Annotated in this window: 14 protein-coding genes; 6 read left to right on the top strand and 8 right to left on the bottom strand. The window is 73.0% G+C overall.

The features are described from left to right. Positions 1–34: 34 nt before the first annotated feature. From FHX32_RS23110 to FHX32_RS23095, 4 genes are read right to left on the bottom strand one after another with little or no spacing between them, the layout of a single operon-like run. On the bottom strand, positions 35–2173 hold the full coding sequence (locus FHX32_RS23110) for an alpha-galactosidase (RefSeq protein ID WP_167187082.1): 2139 nt from the start codon (positions 2171–2173) through the stop codon (positions 35–37). Beyond that, the gene (locus tag FHX32_RS23105) at positions 2170–3084 is read right to left on the bottom strand and encodes a carbohydrate ABC transporter permease (protein ID WP_167187079.1); all 915 of its coding nucleotides are present in this window, start codon (positions 3082–3084) and stop codon (positions 2170–2172) included. The genes FHX32_RS23110 and FHX32_RS23105 overlap by 4 nt, the downstream gene beginning before the upstream one ends. Continuing rightward, a complete protein-coding gene (locus FHX32_RS23100; protein ID WP_167187077.1) occupies positions 3081–4037 on the bottom strand; it encodes a carbohydrate ABC transporter permease in 957 nt (318 codons plus the stop codon). The genes FHX32_RS23105 and FHX32_RS23100 overlap by 4 nt, the downstream gene beginning before the upstream one ends. A gap of 22 nt (positions 4038–4059) precedes the next feature. Further along, the gene (locus FHX32_RS23095) at positions 4060–5385 is read right to left on the bottom strand and encodes an ABC transporter substrate-binding protein (protein ID WP_167187074.1); all 1326 of its coding nucleotides are present in this window, start codon (positions 5383–5385) and stop codon (positions 4060–4062) included. Positions 5386–5665: 280 nt separating this feature from the next. On the opposite strand from FHX32_RS23095, the gene FHX32_RS23090 reads away from it, so the two are divergent. From FHX32_RS23090 to FHX32_RS23080, 3 genes are all read left to right on the top strand, one after another. Further along, positions 5666–7669, top strand: coding sequence for a beta-galactosidase (locus tag FHX32_RS23090; protein ID WP_167187071.1), 2004 nt, complete (start codon positions 5666–5668; stop codon positions 7667–7669). Between the two features lie 37 nt (positions 7670–7706). Further along, the gene (locus tag FHX32_RS23085) at positions 7707–8483 is read left to right on the top strand and encodes a DeoR/GlpR family DNA-binding transcription regulator (RefSeq protein WP_167187068.1); all 777 of its coding nucleotides are present in this window, start codon (positions 7707–7709) and stop codon (positions 8481–8483) included. 100 nt (positions 8484–8583) lie between these two features. Then, complete coding sequence (locus tag FHX32_RS23080; RefSeq protein ID WP_088995205.1) at positions 8584–9534, top strand: sporulation protein; 951 nt, start codon at positions 8584–8586, stop codon at positions 9532–9534. Positions 9535–9640: 106 nt separating this feature from the next. On the opposite strand, the gene FHX32_RS23075 is transcribed toward FHX32_RS23080, so the two are convergent. Continuing rightward, positions 9641–9928, bottom strand: a complete 288-nt coding sequence (locus FHX32_RS23075) for a hypothetical protein (RefSeq protein ID WP_208419246.1) — start codon at positions 9926–9928, stop codon at positions 9641–9643. Positions 9929–10206: 278 nt separating this feature from the next. Then, positions 10207–12249, bottom strand: coding sequence for a glycerophosphodiester phosphodiesterase family protein (locus tag FHX32_RS23070; protein WP_167187064.1), 2043 nt, complete (start codon positions 12247–12249; stop codon positions 10207–10209). Positions 12250–12424: 175 nt separating this feature from the next. On the opposite strand from FHX32_RS23070, the gene FHX32_RS23065 reads away from it, so the two are divergent. Beyond that, positions 12425–12832, top strand: coding sequence for a hypothetical protein (locus tag FHX32_RS23065; protein ID WP_167187061.1), 408 nt, complete (start codon positions 12425–12427; stop codon positions 12830–12832). Between the two features lie 89 nt (positions 12833–12921). Here the strand turns inward: FHX32_RS23065 and FHX32_RS23060 are convergent, their stop codons facing one another. Both FHX32_RS23060 and FHX32_RS23055 read right to left on the bottom strand, forming a co-directional pair. Further along, a complete protein-coding gene (locus FHX32_RS23060; protein ID WP_208419244.1) occupies positions 12922–15144 on the bottom strand; it encodes an ATP-binding domain-containing protein in 2223 nt (740 codons plus the stop codon). 272 nt (positions 15145–15416) lie between these two features. Next, positions 15417–16508 carry a sigma-E factor regulatory protein RseB domain-containing protein gene (locus FHX32_RS23055; protein WP_167187057.1) on the bottom strand — a complete coding sequence of 364 codons (1092 nt, stop codon included), beginning with the start codon at positions 16506–16508 and terminating at the stop codon, positions 15417–15419. A gap of 96 nt (positions 16509–16604) precedes the next feature. Between FHX32_RS23055 and FHX32_RS23050 the strand changes: the two genes are divergently transcribed. Next, complete coding sequence (locus FHX32_RS23050) at positions 16605–17261, top strand: response regulator transcription factor (protein WP_167187054.1); 657 nt, start codon at positions 16605–16607, stop codon at positions 17259–17261. 56 nt (positions 17262–17317) lie between these two features. Beyond that, entirely contained in the window at positions 17318–18715 is a 1398-nt protein-coding gene (locus FHX32_RS23045; protein WP_167189124.1) for a sensor histidine kinase, read from the top strand. Positions 18716–18734: the final 19 nt, after the last annotated feature.

The raw sequence follows: 18734 nt of genomic DNA, 5'->3' as shown, positions 1-18734 counted from the left end.
TTTCCGGCGGATCTCCGGCGGGGCCGGGGGAGCCTCAGTCGAGGGCGGTGACCTCCAGCAGCAGCGCCTGCTCCGGGTGCAGCGCGGGCAGCTGCAACCCGGCCGTGCCCAGCGCCGCGCCGGTCAGCGTCGCGCCGGCGGCCAGCCATGGCGGCGGCACCCGGTCCAGGGTCGCCGGCCCGGGTACGCCTCGCGCCGGCCGGACGGTGTAGCGCCGTCGCCGGTCCAGGCCGGGCAGCCGGACCGGGCCGGGCACCTGGGCCACCGAGGTGGCCAGCCGGGCGACCGCGTACACCGCCTGGGAGCGGTCGTGGGTGACCACGCCGTGCGCCCAGACGGCCGGGTCGGGGTGGTCCACCCGGACCACCCGCCCGGCGTGCAGCAGCGGGCGGAGCCGCTTGTGCAGCGCCACCCAGGCGGCCAGCTCGGCCCGGTCGGCGGGGTCGATGGAGCCGATGTCCCACTCGATGCCGTAGTGGCCGAAGAGCGCGGTGGTGGCCCGGAAGCCGAGGTCGTGCACCCGGCGGGTGGTGTGCGAGCGCTCCGGTCCGATGTGGCTGCCGACCAGCTCGGGCGGGAGCAGCAGCCCGGTCCAGCGCTGGATGGCCAGCCGCTCCAGCGCGTCGTTGCAGTCACTGGCCCAGACCCGGTCGGTGCGGGCGAGGATCTCCAGGTCGACCCGGGCGCCGCCGGAGGCGCAGCTCTCGATCTCCACCGCCGGGTGGCGGCGGCGCAGCTCGTCGAGGAGCCGGTACACCGCGAGGGTCTGCTCGTGCACCCCGGGCCGGCCGTGGTGGCCGGCGTCGGTGAGGTCCCGGTTGTGGTCCCACTTGAGGTAGCTGATCCCGGGGTGCTCGGTGAGCAGCGCGTCCAGCCGGTCCAGCAGGTACCCGTACGCCGCCGGGTTGGCCAGGTCGAGCACCTGCTGGTTGCGCCACGGTGGGGGCAGTCGGCCGGGCACCGCGAGCACCCAGTCGGGGTGGGCGCGGAACAGGTCGGAGTCGGGGTTGACCATCTCCGGCTCGACCCAGAGCCCGAACCGCAGGCCGCGCGCGGTGACGTGCTCGATCAGCGGGTGCAGGCCGGCCGGCCAGACGCCGTCGTCGACGTACCAGTCGCCGAGCCCGGCGGTGTCGTCGCGCCGGCCGCGGAACCAGCCGTCGTCGAGCACGAACCGTTCCACGCCGATGTCGGCGGCGTGGTCGGCCAACGCGCGCAGCCGGTCCAGGTCGTGGTCGAAGTAGACCGCCTCCCAGACGTTCAGGGTGACCGGGCGGGGACCGCGCGGGTGCCCGGGCCGGGCGCGCAGGTGGCTGTGCAGCACGTCGCTCAGCCCGTCCAGGCCGGCGTCGGACCAGGCGGCGTAGAGCAGCGGCGTGGCGTACTCCGCCCCGGGGGCGAGCAGCACCTCGCCGGGGGCGAGCAGTTCACCGCCGCCGAGCGTGGACTCGCCGGTCGGCCGCCGCTCGGCGAAGGTGACGTGGTCGCCGCTCCACGCGGTGTGTATTGCCCACACCTCGCCGTGGCCGAACCCGAACCCGGCCGTGCCGGCGACCAGGAGCAGGGTGGCGTCGTGCCCGGTACGGCCGTGCCGGCCCTCCCGAACCCAGGCGCCCATCGGCCACGGGTGCCGCTGCGGCGCGCGTTCCCGGCACCACCGGCCGGTCAGGTCGAGCAGTTCGGTGGCGACCGGCGGCACCGGCAGCACCGGGGTCAGCTCGCGCAGCTCGTACCCGGTGGCGCCGGTGTTGCGCAGCCGGTGGCGCAGCAGCAGCAGCCCGGTCGGGTCCAGTTCCAGCTCGACGGCCAGCGCCAGCCCGGCCCCGGCGTCGGCCGCCCGTACGGTGACCCGCGCGGACGCGGCCGGGTCGTCGTCGGACACCTCGACCGCGTCCAGCCGGAACGCGGTGGACCAGGCGGCGCGCTCCCGGTGCCCGGCCAGCGCGGGCCGGCCACCCCAGCCGGCGCTCGCCTCGGGCAGCAGGGACAGCACGGTGGGCGTGTCGAAACTGCTCGGCACCACGGGCGGGACGGTCGCCTCGGCGAGTTGCCGCAGGCCGTCGGTGTCGAGCGGGCCGAGGTCGCCGCCCCAGTGCACGACCCGGGGCAGGCCCGGGCCGCGTGCGTCGAGCACCAGGTGCGTCCCGCCGCGGCGCAGGTGGACGATCGTCATCCCTTGGAAGCCCCCAGCGTCAGCCCCCGGACGAACTGCTTCTGCAACAGGAAGAAGACGACCAGGGTGGGGATCGCGACCAGCACCGAGCCGGCCGAGACCAGGTTGTTGTCGGTGAAGAACTCGCCGCGCAGGTTGTTCAGCGAACTGGTCACCGGGAACTTGTCACCGGTGCGCATCAGCACGGTGGCCCAGAAGAACTCGTTGTAGATCCAGGTCACCTCCAGGGTGGCCAGCGCCGCCAGGGCCGGCCGGCACAGCGGCATGGTGACCTGCCAGTACTGCCGCCAGACGCTCGCCCCGTCGACCATCGCCGCCTCGTACAGGTCGCGCGGCAGCGCCTTCATGTAGTTGCTCAGCACGAAGACGCAGAAGCCGCACTGGAAGGCGACGTTGACCAGGATCAGCCCCCAGTAGCTGTCGTAGAGCAGTTCCGAGTCGCTCATGAACGCCGGCAGCGGCACCTGGGTGAAGAGCCGGAACAGCGGGATCAGCAGGGCCTGCTGCGGGAGCAGGTTCGCCGCGGTGAACAGGCCGAGCAGGACGATGTTGACCTTCCAGCTGAACCGGGCGATGACGAACGCCACGCAGGAGGCGAGGAAGAGGGTCAGCAGCACCGCCGGCACCGTGATGTAGACGGAGTTGAGGAAGTGCTGGCCGAACTCGGCGGTCCGCCAGGCGGTGACGTAGTTGTCGAGGGTCCAGCCGCCGAACGAGACGTACCCGTTCGCGGCGGTGTACTCGTAGGAGCGCAGCGAGGTCAGCACGGCCCAGAGGATCGGGAACAGCCAGCCGAGCGCCACCGCGGTGAGGAAGACGTGCAGCACCACCCGTTGCGGGCGCAGCGGCCGGCGCTGCCGGCGCGGCGCGGCGGCCAGGTCGGCGGCGCGGGGCGTGGTCGCGGTGGTCATCGGCGTCCCTCCCGCATCACGGTGGCCAGGTAGATGGTGATGAAGACCAGCGAGACGACGAGCATGATGGTGGCCAGCGCCGAGCCGAAGCCGATCCGGCTGGCCTCGCCGACCACGTTCTGGGTGACCAGCGCGGAGAGCAGCTCCAACCCGTTGCGGCCCTTGTTGACCACCCAGACCAGGTCGAACGCGCGCAGCGACTCGATCACCGTCACCACCAGCGCGATGATGTTGATCGGGCGGAGCACCGGGAACACCACCCGGAAGAAGGTGCTCGCCTCGGAGGCGCCGTCCACCGCCGCGGCCTCGCGCAGCGACGGGTCGACGCCCTTCAGCCCGGCGAGGTAGAGCAGCATGATGTAGCCGACGTGCCGCCAGGCGGAGGCGACCAGCACGGCCCAGATGTTGACGTCCGGGTCGCCGTACCAGTCGACGTCGGTGCCGAACACCCCGTTGATCAGGCCCTGGTCGCGGGAGTAGAGCAGCTGCCAGACGAAGCCGATCAGCGCCAGCGAGAGCACCACCGGCAGGTAGAGCGCGGTCTGGTAGAACCGGCTGCCGCGCAGCTCCTTGTCGAGCAGCACGGCCAGGAACATGCCCAGCGGGGTGGCCACCACGAACAGCGCGGCGAGCCAGAGCAGGTTGTTCTGCACCGCCGGCACGAACGGCGGGTAGATCTGGACGACGTCGGCGTAGTTGCGGCCGCCGACCCACTCGATCTCGCTCAACGGGCCGATGCCGTCCCAGTTGGTGCCGGAGAGCGCCACCGTGGCCAGCGCCGGCAGCCAGACCAGGCCGACGACGAGCAGCAGCGGTACGAGCACCATCAGCGTGATCACCACGCGGTCGGTGCGGGACAGGAGCCGTAGCCGGCGGCCACGGCCACCCGTGGGGGTGGCCGCGGCCGGCGACGGCACGGCGCGATCCGCTTGGATCAGGGGCAGGTCGGACACGGTTGTCCTTCCCCTCTCGCCGTCAGTCGGTGAAGATCGACTTTTTCTGGTTCTCGATGCTGGTCAGCAGGCCGCTGATGTCCTTCGGGTCCTTGATGAACTGCTGGAAGGCCGGGATGATCACCGTCGAGGCGAAGTCCGGCCGGGTGTCCCGGTCCAGGAACTGGGCGATCTCGGTGGCCGAGCCGACCAGTTCGGCGGCCTTCTTCTGAAGTGCGGTGTAGCCGCCGGTGTCGGCCTGGCCGTTGGCGACCAGCGTGCTCGGGTCGTTCTTCACGGTGATGTCCGCGGCCGCCTTCGAGCCGAGGTACTCCAGCAGCTTCTTGGCGTTCTCCTCCGCCTTCGGGCGGCGGGCCATCATGTAGCCGTCGATCGGCGCGTCCAGGGCCTTGGCCCCGATCGCCGGGTCGATCTCGGGGAAGGTGAAGAAGTCCAGGTCGTCCTGCTCGTCGTTGTTGAACTGCTGGCCCACGAAGAGCCCGAGCAGGTACATGCCGGACTTCTTCTGCTGCAACGACTGGGCCGCCTCCTGCCAGGTACGCCCGAGGCTGTCCGGCTGGTGCAGCGGCAGCAGACCCGCCCAGGTGTCGAAGACCTTCTTCACCTTGTCCGAGGTCCACGCCTCCTTGCCGGCCATCAGGTCCACGTGGAACTGGTAGCCGTTGATCCGCAGGTTGAGGATGTCGAAGGTGCCCATCGCCGGCCAGCCGTCCTTGTCGGCGAAGGCGATCGGGATCAGGCCGTCCTTCTTCATCTGCCCGGCGAGGTTGGTCAGGTCGTCGAGCGTCCGGGGCACCTGGTAGCCGTACTGCTGCCAGACCGACTTGCGGTAGAACATCGCCCACGGGTAGTACGACGCCGGCACGAAGTACTGCTTGCCGTCGTCACCGGTCGACGCCTTCTTGAACGCGTCCGAGTAGCCGGAGAGCTTGCCCCACACGTCGCTGAGGTCGCCGGCCAGGCCACGGGCGGCGAAGAAGCGCATCCGGTAGCCGGCGAACCAGGTGAACACGTCGTCCGGCTTGCCCTGGAGATAGTTGTTGATGTTCTCCTGGAACGTGTTGTGGTCGACCGTGTTGATCGAGACCTGAACGCCGGACGAGGTCTGGAACCCGTCCATGACCTTGGCGATGACGTCCTTCGGCTTCGGGTCGGACTGGTTGGAGCCCAGGGTGACGGTCTTGGAGCCCGACCCGCCGGAGTCGGATCCGCAGCCGGCGATCAGGCCGGTGCCGAGCAGCGCGCCGGCGCCGGCCGCGCCGGCCAGCAGGGACCGCCGGTTCAGGCCGGCGACGGAGGGCGGTACGAGACGGGCCAGGTACTCGGCGTGGGATCGGGGACGGGACATGGTGCCTCCTGCGGATGAGAAGGTGCACTGCGCCCGAGGGCCGTCAGTGGTGGCGGGGCCGGCCGGTCGTGATCCCACATCCGGATCCACCGTGAATCCACATTGGCGAACACGAACTGCCAGTGGCGCCTCAAGCTACTCGCCGATCCGTCGCTGTCAAGGGGTAGGTCAGGGGCCGATAACCCAGTCGTGACACGGCCGTTACGAGGTAAACGTTGGAAACACCGTCGATGTTGGAAACTGTTGACTTGCCGACCTGGCCGGGGCACGCTCTGCTGCCATGCGGCGATGGCAGGGCGACCACATCCACTTCGGTGCGGACTACAACCCCGAGCAGTGGCCCGAGCACACCTGGGCCGAGGACGTCGAGCTGATGCGCCGCGCCGGGGTCAACCTGGTCTCGGTGGGGATCTTCTCCTGGGCCCTGCTGGAACCGGAGCCGGGCCGGTTCGAGTTCGGCTGGCTGGACCGGGCGCTGGACGTATTGCACCGCGGTGGGATCCAGGTCGACCTGGCCACCGCGACCGCCAGCCCGCCGCCCTGGCTGGCCCACCGGCACCCGGAGACGCTGCCCCGCCGGGCCGACGGCGCGGTGCTCTGGCCGGGGGGCCGGCAGGCGTACTGCCCCAGCTCGCCGGTGTTCCGCGAGCGCTCGCTCGCGCTGGTCGAGGCGGTCGCCACCCGCTACGCCGAGCACCCGGCGGTGGTGATGTGGCACGTCTCCAACGAGCTGGGCTGCCACAACGTGCACTGCTACTGCGAGGTCAGCGCGGAGGCGTTCCGCCGCTGGCTGCGCGAGCGCCACGGCGATCTGGACCGGCTCAACGACGCCTGGGGCACCGCCTTCTGGAGCCAGCGCTACGGCGACTGGGCGGAGGTGAACCCGCCGCGGCTTGCGCCCACCTTCGCCAACCCCACCCAGCAGCTGGACTTCCTGCGCTTCTCCTCCGACGAGCAGCGCGCCCAGCTGCGGGCCGAACGCGAGGTGCTGGGCCGGCTGGTGCGGCAACCGGTCACCACCAACTTCATGATCGGCACCGGCATCAAGTACCTCGACTACCACTCCTGGGCGTCGGATGTGGACCTGGTCGCCAACGACCACTACCTCACCGCCGCCGACCCGGACGCGCACGTCGGCCTGGCGCTGGCGGCCGACCACACCCGCGGCGTCGCCGGCGGCGCGCCGTGGCTGCTCATGGAGCACTCCACCAGCGCGGTCAACTGGCAGCCGCGCAACGTGGCCAAGACGCCCGGGCAGCTGCGCCGCAACAGCCTGGCGCACGTCGCCCGCGGCGCCGACGGCGTGCTGTTCTTCCAGTGGCGGGCGTCGCGGGCCGGCGCGGAGAAGTTCCACTCCGCGCTGGTCCCGCACGCCGGGCCGGAGACCAAGGTGTTCCGCGAGGTGTGCCGGCTCGGCGCCGACCTGGCCAACCTGGCCGAGGTACGCGGCAGCCGGGTGGACGCCGAGGTGGCCATCCTGTTCGACTACGAGGCGTGGTGGGGCGCCGAGCTGGACTCCCACCCCAGCGTCGACGTCACCTACGGCGACCGGCTCCGGGCGCTCTACGACTCGCTCTGGCGGGCCGGCGTCACCGCCGACATCGTCCACCCGTCGACCGAGCTCTCCGGCTACCGGCTCGTGCTGGTGCCCACGCTCTACCTGGTCCGCGACGCGCACGCCGCGGCGCTGCGCGCCTTCGTCTCGGCCGGCGGCACCGCCCTGGTCACCTACTTCAGTGGCATCGTCGACGAGCACGACCACATCCGGCTCGGCGGCTACCCCGGCGCGTTCCGGGACCTGCTCGGCGTCCGCACCGAGGAGTTCTTCCCGCTGCGGGAGGGGGAGCGGGTCCGCCTCGACGACGGCTCGACCGCTGACGTGTGGACCGAGTGGCTGCACGCCGAGGGCGCGCGGGTGCTCGCCGCGTACGCCGACGGGCCGCTGCCGGGGGTGCCGGCGCTGACCCGGCATCCGGTCGGCGCCGGCGCCGCCTGGTACCTCGGCACCCGGCTGGACCAGCCGGCCACCGACCGGCTGGTGGCCCGGCTGGTGGCCGAGTCCGGCGTACGCCCGGCGGCGGCGGCCCCGCCGGGGGTGGAGGTGGTGCGCCGCCGTGACGGCGAGCGCAGTTGGCTCTTCGTGGTCAACCACACCGACGCGCCCGCCCGGCTCGACGCCACCGGCACCGAGCTGTTGACCGGTGGACGGTGCGCCGGTGAGCTGGTCGTACCGGCCGGGGAGGTGGCCGTGGTCCGCGAGGACCGGGCCGCCGGGCCGGCGTGAGGCCCGTACAGTGACGGCCGCGAAGGAGGTTACCCAGATGCTGGCCCAGCAGCGGCAGACCGCCATCCTGGAGCTGATCCGCCAGCGCGGCGGGGTGCGGGTCAGTCACCTGGTGAGCCGGTTCGGGGTCTCGGACATGACCATCCGGCGCGACCTGGAGGTGCTCGCCGAGCGGGGTCTGGTCGACAAGGTGCACGGTGGAGCTACGCTGGCCGGCCCCGGTTCGGCCGAGGAGCCCGGCTTCGCCGCCAAGTCGATCCGCCAGCAGGCCGAGAAGCGGGCCATCGCCGAGCGGGCCGCCGCGCTGGTCGAGCCCGGCATGGCGATCGCGCTCTCCGCCGGCACCACCACGGCCGCGCTGGCCACCCTGCTCGCCGACGTACGCGGGCTGACCGTGGTGACCAACTCGATCCCGGTCGCCGATGCGCTCTACCAGAACCCCCGGGCCGACCAGACGGTGGTGCTGACCGGCGGCATCCGCACCCCGTCGGACGCGTTGACCGGGCCGGTGGCCGAGGCGGCGATCGGCGCCCTCAACGTCGACCTGCTCTTCCTCGGCGTGCACGGGATGAGCCCGCGTACCGGCTTCACCACCCCCAACCTGCTGGAGGCGGGGATCAACCGCTGCCTGATCAACGCCTCGCGTCGGCTGGTGGTGCTGGCCGACCACACCAAGTGGGAGACCATCGGCATCGCCACCATCGCCCCGCTGGAGGACGCCGACGTGCTGATCACCGACGGCGGGCTGCCGGCCGAGGCGCGGGCCGCGATCGGCGAGCAGGTCGGTGAGCTGATCGTCGTCGGCGTGGAGTGAGCCCGTCGCGCCTCCCAGGCATCTCACAGCGGCGGCGGCTAGAGTGCCGGGTGAGCGTCCCGTTCCAGGGTGGAGCGGGACCGGCGGCACGGGAGTTCGCATGGTCTTCAAGAAGATGTTGAGCGCACTCGGCGTGGGCGGTCCCAGCGTGGACACCGTCCTGACGAACCCGAACACCCGTCCGGGCCTGACCCTCGAGGGCCAGGTCAACCTGCTCGGCGGGGACGCGCAGGCGAACATCGAGCAGGTCGTGCTCGGGCTGGTCACTCGGGTCGAGATCGAGGGTGGCGACACCGAGTACGCCGGCATCATGGAGTTCCACCGGATGGTGGTCAGCGGGCCGCTCCAGCTGGCCCCGAAGCAGCAGCTCGCCATCCCGTTCCAGCTGCCGGTGCCGTGGGAGACCCCGATCACCGACGTCTACGGCCAGCGGCTGCGCGGCATGACCATGGGGCTGCGCACCGAGCTGGCGGTGGCCCGGGCGGTCGACAAGAGCGACCTCGACCAGGTCAACGTGCACCCGCTGCCGGTGCACGAGCGGATCCTGGAGGCGTTCCAGCGGCTCGGGTTCCGGTTCAAGCACGCCGACCTGGAGCGCGGCCGGATCCACGGGGTGCAGCAGACGCTCCCCTTCTACCAGGAGATCGAGTTCTTCGCGGCGCCGCAGTACGCGCAGACCGTCACCGAGGTGGAGCTGACCTTCGTCACCAGCCGCGACGGCGTGGACGTGATCCTGGAGTGCGACAAGCGCGGCGGCTTCCTCAGCGCCGGGCACGACGCCTTCGGCCGCTACCGGGTCCCGCACACCGATGCCGACCGGGTCGACTGGGCGCAGGTCGTCGACGGCTGGCTGCGGGAGACCACCTCCCGCTACGGCAGCCTGCGCGCCCAGGGCTTCGGCGTGCCGCACGCCCGCGGTCGGGGCCACGGCATGGGCGGCATGGTCGCCGGGGCGGCGCTCGGCGTGGCCGGCGGCATGATCGCCGGCGAGATGATCGAGGACGCCTTCGAGGGCGACTTCGGTGCGGACTTCGGCGGGTTCGAGGAGTGACCCGCTCCCGCCTGCGGTGGCGCGAGCACATCCGAGGGCGGGTACGAAGAGGCCGGTGGCCTCCGGGATCTTCTCCCGGCGGCCACCGGCCGTCACGCGGTGCGAGTCAGCGCCCGCGGGTCTTGCGCTCCTCGCCGGAACGCCGTGCCGATCCGGCCTTCGCCAGACCCCGGCTGATCAGGTACGCACCGGTCAGGATGGACAGGTACCACCAGACCTGGTTCGGGTTGTTGAGGTTCAGCCCGTTGGTCTCCGGACCCCGCCAGAACGCGGCGATCACCAGGACCGCTGTCGCGGCGGCGTAGATCCAGAACTCGGTGGTCAGGAACGAGTGCTTCGTCTCGGTACCCGGAGACGGCGCCTGCTCCCGGTGACCGTCACCCATCACCGGCATCGGCCGGGTTTCCTGCATCGCGCGGTTCTGCACGTCCTGCGCGGGCCGGTTCATCGGCCTGGTGGATGCAGCCTGCGTGCTCATCTTGTCCTCCTCGGATGCGATGAGTCGTTACCTGCACTCCCTCGCCCCGCTACCGCGTTTCGGCCACGGCAGGGTTCGTCGTTCATGGCGGGGGCACCTCCCGACTACCCGACCCCCCGGGGCAGTAACACCCGGTCACCGGCCGAAATCCGGGATCCGCCGGTGGCACCCGGCGGTGCCACCGGCGGGGCACGTCAGCGCAGGCCGTTGCGGATGGCCACGCTGACCAGCAGGTCCGGGTCGTCGGTGATGATGCCGTCCACCCCGAGGTCGATCACCCGCTGCATCACCCGGGCGTCGTTGACGGTGTACGGCACCACCTTGAGGCCGTACCGGTTCTGCAGGGTCGGCACGTCCGGTCCGTGGAAGTATGCCGGGTTCTCCCTCAGGTACCAGTCGGCGTCCGGCACCGTGCCCTGGGCCGGGTCGTGCACCTGCCAGTTCGCCGACACCGTGCCGGCGCCCGCGGCCCGGCTCAGCCGGCCCAGGTCCCGGTGCTGCCACCAGTCCAGCCCAGCGGTCCACGGGCTGCGCACCGACCGGTCACCGTAGACCGCCTGGAGCGAGCACTCGTCGGCGAGGCTGGCGCACTCGGCCGGGCCGTACTGCCAGACCAGCGCGACGGTGCCGATCCGCCTGTTCAGCTTGTTCGCGTACCGGATGGTGCGCCAGTCGAAGGACTGGATGGTCGCGCGGTCGGTGAACCGCGCCCGCTCGATCGCGGTGACCAGCTTGCGGGTGAAGCTCCGGTACGGCTCGGTGTCGGCCACCAGGGGGCTGATCTTGGTCTCGATGTTCAGCCGAACGTCGTCCCGGCCGCTGCGCCGCACCAGCGCGAAGACCTCCTCCAGGGTGGGGATCCGGGCGCCCGGCGCGGGTACCTGCGCGGGCAGCTCGGGCAGCGTCCTCGTGCCGCAGTCGATCGTCTTCACCTGCGCCAGGGTCAGCTCGTGCACCGGCCTGCCCACGTACGGGAACTCCGGGTCACCGGGTCGGGCCGGAGCGGTGTCGACGCAGTGCGAGCCGTTGACCGTACGGTCGTGCAGCACCACCAGCGTGCCGTCCTCGGTGACCCCGGTGTCCAGCTCCAGTGTGGAGATCGCCGGGTTCTCTAGCGCGTGCGCGAAGGCGGGCAGGGTGTTCTCCGGGCGGGTGGCCCGGCCGCCCCGGTGCGCCTGCACGTCGAACGGCGAGGCGTACGCCTCCGGCAGCCGGTGGCCGCGCTGCGCGAGCAGGCCGCGCAGCCGGTCCGGGTAGTCGGTGATGATGCCGTCCACGCCGTCGTCGATCAGCTTCGCCATCGTCGGCACGTCGTCCACCGTCCACGGGACGACCTTGAGGCCGTGGCGGTGCGCCCGCGCCACCATCTCCCGGGTGACGTACGGGCGGTAGCCGGGGTCGGTGACCGTGCCGTTCTGCGGGAACCCGTGCACCGGCGAGAAGGCGTCGGCGCCGAAGCTGCGTACGGCCCGGATCGGGTCGCCGTCGAAGTCGTCGATGTCGAGGCCGCCCAACCACGGCGACGCTCCCGGCCGGCCGGTCTGCAGGAAGTCGTAGTTGGTCAGCGCGACCAGCGGCAGCCGCGGCTCGACCTGGCGCATCCGCATCAGCGCGCCCCAGTCGAAGCTCTGCACGGTCACCTGCCGCAGCAGCCCGGCGCGCCGGATCTCGGCCGCGGTGACCTGCACGAACTGCTCGCGCGGGGCGGTCTCGGTCGGCGCGCCGGCCTCCACCTTGGTCTCCACGTTGAGCGTCACGTCGTCCGCCCGGTAGCGCTTGACCAGCGCGAAGACCTCGCGTAGCAGCGGCATCCGGGCACCCGGCACGGCGAGCTGGCCGGGCTTGTCGGCCAGCGTCCGCGACCCGCAGTCCAGGGTCCGCACCTGGGCCAGGGTGAGCGTGTTGACGTACTTCCCGACGTACGGGAACTCCGGGTCACCCGGCGTCACCGGGGCGGTGTCCACGCACTTGGCGCCGCTGACCTTCCGGTCGTGGGTGACCACGGCCTGGCCGTCCTCGGTGATCTGCACGTCCAGTTCGAGGGTGTTCACCCCGAGCTGGAGCGCGTTGCCGAAGGAGGCCAGGGTGTTCTCCACCCGCAGTCCCAGGCCGCCGCGGTGGGCCTGCACGTCGAATGTCCGGTCCGGTCGCGGTGTCGCCTCCACGGGCACCGCGAGACCGGTCGCCACGGTCGCCGCCGCCAGGGCCGCGACGGCGGTACGGCGTACTGTGCGCACGCTGTCCTCTCTCCCTCCGGCCGGGATCTCCGGCCGGTCCACGGGCCAGCATGGGCAGCCGGGGCGGCCGGCAGGCGAGCGGCGGGAGACACCCCGGTGAACCGGCGGTGGGGGTTTGGCCGCCCGGTCGTCGGGCACGCACAGCGACCGACCCTTTTCTGCGAGGTGATGGATCGTGCGTGAGGACGACATGCGACAGGACGCCGCCCGGCGGGCGGAGAACCGGATCGCCGGCGGTGCGTACGGCGAGGGCGCCCTGGACGAGGTGACCGTGCCCCGCACGGACGTGGAGCGGGTGATCCAGGAGGAGGACCCGGACGACCCGGCGCACGTGGGGGTCGACCCCACCGTGCTGCGCGACGGCGGGCCGACCCGGGGTCAGGGCGCGGTCACCACGACCGGCGGCACGGCCGGCCCGGCGAGCGTGCGGCGACTGGCCCGCCAGCCGGAGCGGCACCCGGGCAAGGTCGCCCCGACCACCACCGGCGACGCCACCACCGGCGGTCTCAGTACCCCCGCCGGTGGCTCCACCAGCGACCAGTCCACCATCGCCACCGGTCCCGGCAACACCACCACCGAATAGCCCACCTACCCGGGAGAACCCCGTTGATCATGAGGTTGGCGGCAGTGGAAGATCCACATCGCTGCCAACCTCATGATCAACATTTCGGGTCAGGGGGTGGGGCGGAGGGTGGTCAGGCGTTGGGTGGCGCGGGTGAGGGCGACGTAGAGGTCGCTGCGGCCGCGGGGGGACTCGGCGACGATCTGGTCGGGGTCGACCACCAGCACCGAGTCGAACTCCAGGCCCTTGGCCTGGGCGACGGTCAGCACCACCACCCGGCTCTCCAGCTCCGGGTGCTCGCCGACGGCCGCCTCGGGCAGCGCGGCGGTGACCGCGGCGCCCAGTTCGGCCACCCGGCCGGCGGGCACGATCACGCCGAGCCGGCCGTCGGTCAGCCCGGCCGCCTCCCGGGTCGCCGCGTCGACCAGCTCCGCCGCCAGCCGCGCCGCCGGCACCGCCTGCTCCCGCGGCGGGAAACCGCTCCGGCGTACCGAGCGGGGTGGGCGCAGCGCCGGGTCGATCTCGGCCAGCACCGTGGCGGCGACCGCCATGATCTCGGCCGGGGTGCGGTAGCTGACCGTCAGCTCCTCCAGCCGCCAGCGCTGCGCCACGTACGGCTCCAGCGCGTCCGCCCAGGACGGCGTCCCGGCCAGCGCGCCGGTCTGCGCCACGTCCCCGACGATGGTCATCGACCGGCTCGGGCAGCGGCGCATCAGCAGCCGCCAGGCCATCGGCGACAACTCCTGCGCCTCGTCCACGATCACGTGGCCGAACGCCCAGTTCCGGTCGGCCGCGGCCCGCTGCGCGGTGGTCAGCCGGTCGACCTCCTCCTGCCGCTCCAGCAGCCGGTCGGCGTCCAGCAGGTCGGTCACGCCGAGGATCTCACCGCCCTCGGCCTCGTCCTCCACGTCGATCGACCGGGAACCCCGGGCGATCTCCAGCACGCCCTCGGCGTACTCGCGTTGCAGCGCCCGGATCCGCTCCCGGCGGGCGGTCGCGGCCCGCTCGTCCTCGCCCAGCAGTTCGGCCGCCTCGTCCAGCAGCGGCACGTCCGCCGGCGTCCAGCCGCCGGGCTCCCGGTGCAGCAGGGCCCGCTCGGCGTCGGTGAGCATCGGCGCGGCGGTGGCGATCCGCTCGGCCGAGGCGTACAGCTCGGCGAGCAGGCGCTGCGGGGTGAGCACCGGCCAGAGCTGGTCCAGTACGGCCCGCACCTCGGGCTCCTCGCGCAGTTCGCGGCGGATCTCCGCGATGTCGGCCTCGTCGAGCAGGTTCTCCCCGCCCAGCGGGTCGGCGCCGATCCGCTCGGCGACCTGCCCGGCGAGCGCGTGCACGATCTCGACGTCGAAGAGCGCGCGGGCCAGGTTGTGCGGCCGGCCGGAGCGGCGCGCCCGGTCCCGGGCGGCGCGGACCGTCTCCGGGTCGAGCCGGAGCATCTCCTGCTGCGGAAGCTCGATCTCCAGCGGCTCGTCGGGCACCCACTGCCGGTCGCGTACCGCGGCGGCGAGCACCTCGGTCATCACCAGCCGCCCCTTGAGCGCCGCCGCCTCGGCGCTTTCGGTGCGCCGGGCGCTCACCCCGGGGAAGAGGTCGCCCTGGGTGCGCAGCAGGACGCCGGTCTCGGCCAGCGCCGGCAGCACCTGGGAGATGTAGCGCAGGAACGTCGCGTTCGGGCCGACCAGCAGCACGCCGCGGGTGGCGAGTTCCCGGCGGTGGGTGTAGAGCAGGTACGCGGCCCGGTGCAGCGCGACAGCGGTCTTGCCGGTGCCCGGCCCGCCCTGGACCACCAGCACGCCCGGCAGGTCGGCCCGGATCACCCGGTCCTGCTCGGCCTGGATGGTCTCCACGATGTCGCGCATCCGGCCGGTCCGGCCGGCGTTGAGCGCGGCGAGCAGCGACGCCTCCCCGGTCAGTTCCTCGTGCGCGGTGGGGGAGGCGGCGGCCAGGTCGAGTACCTCGTCGTTGAGCGCGGTCACCTTGCGCTCCCGGGTGCGCAGGTGCCGGCGCCGGCGTACGCCCTGCGGGTTGGCGGCCGTGGCGAGGTAGAAGGCGCGGGCGGCCGGCGCCCGCCAGTCGATCAGAAGCGGGTCGTAGTCGCCGCTGGTGTCGAAGATGCCGATCCGGCCGATGTAGTGCCGGCCGCCGTCGTCGGTGTCCAGCCGGCCGAAGCAGAGGCCGTTCTCCACGGCGGAGAACTGCTCGACCTGTTCGGCGTACATCCGCACCGCGCTGTCGCGCTGGGAACGGGCCTGCAACGTGCCGCCGGTGTTGCGCAGTTCCTCGGTCAGCCGCCGGGAGGCCTGCTCACGCAGCCCGTCCAGCCGGCGGTAGAGCATCGAGACGTACTCCTGCTCGCGACCGATCTCGTCGTCGGGCTGCAATTCACCGGAATCGCCGGAGTGCCTTGACAAGCCGTCTCCCAATTGGTTAGTATCTCTCCCAAGAACGGTTTTCGAACCGTTCTTTTTTGTTGCCTGAACTGAGAAAGATACCGCGCGCCGATCCGCCGCACCAAGCGTTGCGGGCCGGCGTCACCCGCCGGCCCGCACTCCCCGAACGCGCCGGTCGGGAGGCCGCGCCCGCGCGTACCTCCCGACCGGCGCCGAGGTCAGCCCCTGGCCACCTCGTAGAGCCGCTCCGGGGTGACCGCGCCGGCGAGCAGCCGGCCGTCGTCGGTGAGCAGCGCGCTGAACAGCTTCCCGGTCAGCAGCCGCCCGCTGCCCCAGTCGCCGCTGACCCTCGGCAGCGCGTCCAGCACCCCGGCGACCTCGGCCGGCGGGGCCTCGGACGGCCTGCCGGCGCCGCCGGCGGCCGCGCCGCCGAGCCGCGCGACCACGACCGTGGTCCAGCCCTCGCCGACCGTACGCGCCTGCGGCCGCTCGCCCGCGGGCCGCTGGTCCCGGTGCGCGCCCGTCGGCCGCTCCACCGACTCCTCGGTGATCTTCACGCCGGGCGGCGGGTTGAACGCGAACTGGTCGGCGGCGGGCCGGGCGTAGTCCACCTGGGTGAACGCCATCTCGAAGGCCGGCTGGTCGCTGCCGTCGGCGAAGACCTCGAAGCGCAGCGGCACGTGCTCGCGGGCGTCGATGGCGATCCGCACCTGGTGCACCAGCGAGGCGGCGTCGCGCGGCGCGAGCACCAGCTCGTACGCGTCCCGCCCGGCCACCGTGGCGGAGCGGCCGACGGTCACCTCGGTGCTCGGGTCGATCGCGGCGAGGGCCTGGTCGGCCGCCTGCTGCGGGGTGGCCGGCAGTTCCGGCGCGGCCGGCTCGCCGCCCTCGATGGGCAGCGTGCGGTGGGTGGCGGTGTTGGTCCGGCTGTCCCAGGTCCAGACGTCCCGGCCGTTGCGGATGACGTCCTTCTCGCCCAGGGTGTCCAGCAGCGCGACCCGCTGCCGGTCCGGGCCGGAGTGCCAGACCCGCAGCGTGTGCGTGCCGGTCAGCAGGCTGCCCAGCTCCCCGCCGGCCAGCCCGGCCAGCGGCGGCAGGCCCAGGTCGGCGCGCTGCACGACAGTGCCGGAGAGCCCCTCCAGCCGGGAGGTCTGCAGATCGACCAGGAGTTCGGCGGCTGTGCGCGGCGGCAGGCTCGGCTCGGCCTGGGCGGCGAACGTGCCGAGCGCGGCACCGCCGCCGATGACGGTGGCGGCGGCGGTCACCGGGACCAGCCAGCGCAGGACGGGACGGCTCTTCAGGACGGACATGGATGGCACCTCCTGGGCACATCCTCCCCAATCGCGGCTGAGAGGGCGCTGAGGACGGCGCTTCGGCCCCTCGTCCGGGGGTGGCACGCTTGAGCGGTGCGGTTGCTGGTGGTGGAGGACGAGTCGCGGCTGGCGGCGGCCCTGCAACGGGGGTTGCAGGCCGAGGGGTTCGCGGTGGACGTGGCGGCGACCGGCCCGGCCGGGCTGGACGCGGCCCGGCACGGCGGCTACGACGCCATGATCCTCGACGTCATGCTGCCCGGCCTCTCCGGCTACGAGGTGGTCCGCCGGCTGCGCGCCGAGGAGCACTGGCTGCCGGTGCTCATGCTCTCGGCCAAGGACGGCGAGTACGACCAGGCCGACGGGCTGGACTGCGGCGCCGACGACTACCTCACCAAGCCGTTCTCGTACGTGGTGCTGCTGGCCCGGCTACGGGCGTTGCTGCGCCGCGGCGCCCCGGAACGCCCGACGGTGCTCGCGGTGGGCGACCTCACCCTCGACCCGGCCCGGCGGCGGGTGACCCGGGCCGACGCCGAGGTGGAGCTGACCGCCCGGGAGTTTGCCCTGTTGGACTACCTGATGCGCCGCCCCGGCGAGGTGGTCTCCAAGACCGAACTGCTCGACCACGTCTGGGACGCCGGGATGGAGACCGCGCCGAACGTCGTCGAGGTCTACGTCGGCTACCTGCGGCGCAAGATCGGCCGGGAGCGGTTGGAGACCGTCCGCGGGGCCGGCTACCGGCTGGCGACGTGAGCGGGGCCGGACCGTGGAGCCGGCTGCGGGCGGCGTTCGGGCTGCGCGGCCGGCTCATGGTGATCGGTGTGCTCGGCCTCTCCGTCGGGTTGGCGGTCGGCGGGCTGGTTCTGCTCGGCGTGCTGCATTTCGTGTTGCAACGCACCGTCGACAACGAGGCGTTCCGCACCGCCGACGCGGTCGCGCTGCTCGCCGCGGAGGACGCGCTGCCCGACCCGCTGCCGGTGGCCGCCGGCCAGACCAGGGTGCAGGTGGTCGACCACGAGGGTCGGGTCCGGGCCGCCTCGATCGACGCCGACCGGCTGGTGCCGATGCTGCGGCCGGAGCAGATCGACCGGGACGCCCGGCAGCGGCTGACGGTGCCGGGGGAGCGGGTCGGGTTGCCCGGGCCGGTCCGGGTGGTGGCCGTGCCGGCCGGCACCGGGGCCGAACCCCGTACCGTGCTGGTCGCCCGCTCGATGGCCGACGTGCGGCACAGCACGCACGCGGTACGCACCATCCTGCTGGTCGCGTTTCCGCTGCTGGTGGGCCTGCTCGCGGTGGTCGCCTGGCGGGTGGTCGGGGCTACCCTGCGGCCGGTGGAGGCGCTGCGCCGGGGGGCCGAGGAGATCACCGGACGCGACGGCGGCGGCCGGCTGCCGGTCCCCGGGTCGCGGGACGAGATCCACCGGCTGGCGGTCACCCTCAACGGCATGCTCGGCCGGCTGGAGTCGGCCCGGAACCGGCAGCGGGCCTTCGTCGCGGACGCCGCACACGAGCTGCGCAGCCCGCTGACCAACATCCGCACCGAACTGGAGGTGGCGCAGCGGCTGGCCGGGCGGACCGACTGGACCGCGGTGTCGGCGAACCTGCTCGCCGATACCGAGCGGCTCAGCCGGCTGGTCGACGACCTGCTGCTGCTGGCCCGGCTGGACGAGGCGCAGCCGGCCCGGGCCACCGGTCCGGTGGAGCTGGGCGGGCTGCTGGCCGCGGTGGCCGCCCGGTACCCGTCGCCGCCGGTGCGGGTGCTCCCGCTGGAGACGCCGGTCTGGACCGTCGGCGATCCGGACGAGCTGCACCGGATCCTGGCCAACCTGGTGGACAACGCCGTCCGGCACGCCCGCGGCGAGGTGGTGCTGGCCGTACCCGCATCCGACGCCGACCGGCCCGCTCCGGGCGTCCCGGCGTCGAGGCGGGCGGGTGCCGGGCCGGGCGCGTACCACCTGGTGACGGTGACCGACGACGGGCCGGGCATCCCGGTCGCGGACCGGGCGCGGGTCTTCGACCGGTTCACCCGGCTCGACGGCGCGCGGGCCCGGGACGCCGGCGGCAGCGGCCTGGGGCTGGCCATCGTCCGTGAACTGGTCCGCCGGGCCGGCGGCACGGTCGAGCTGGCCGACGCCGAGCCCGGGCCGGGGCTGAGCGTGCGGCTGCGGCTGCCGGCCCTGCCCGGCGATCCGGCTGAGCCGGCCTGAATCGGCCCGGCTTGCCCCA

Source organism: Micromonospora sp. CNZ280 (assembly GCF_011759515.1).
This window is presented reverse-complemented; position numbering and strand designations above follow the sequence as displayed.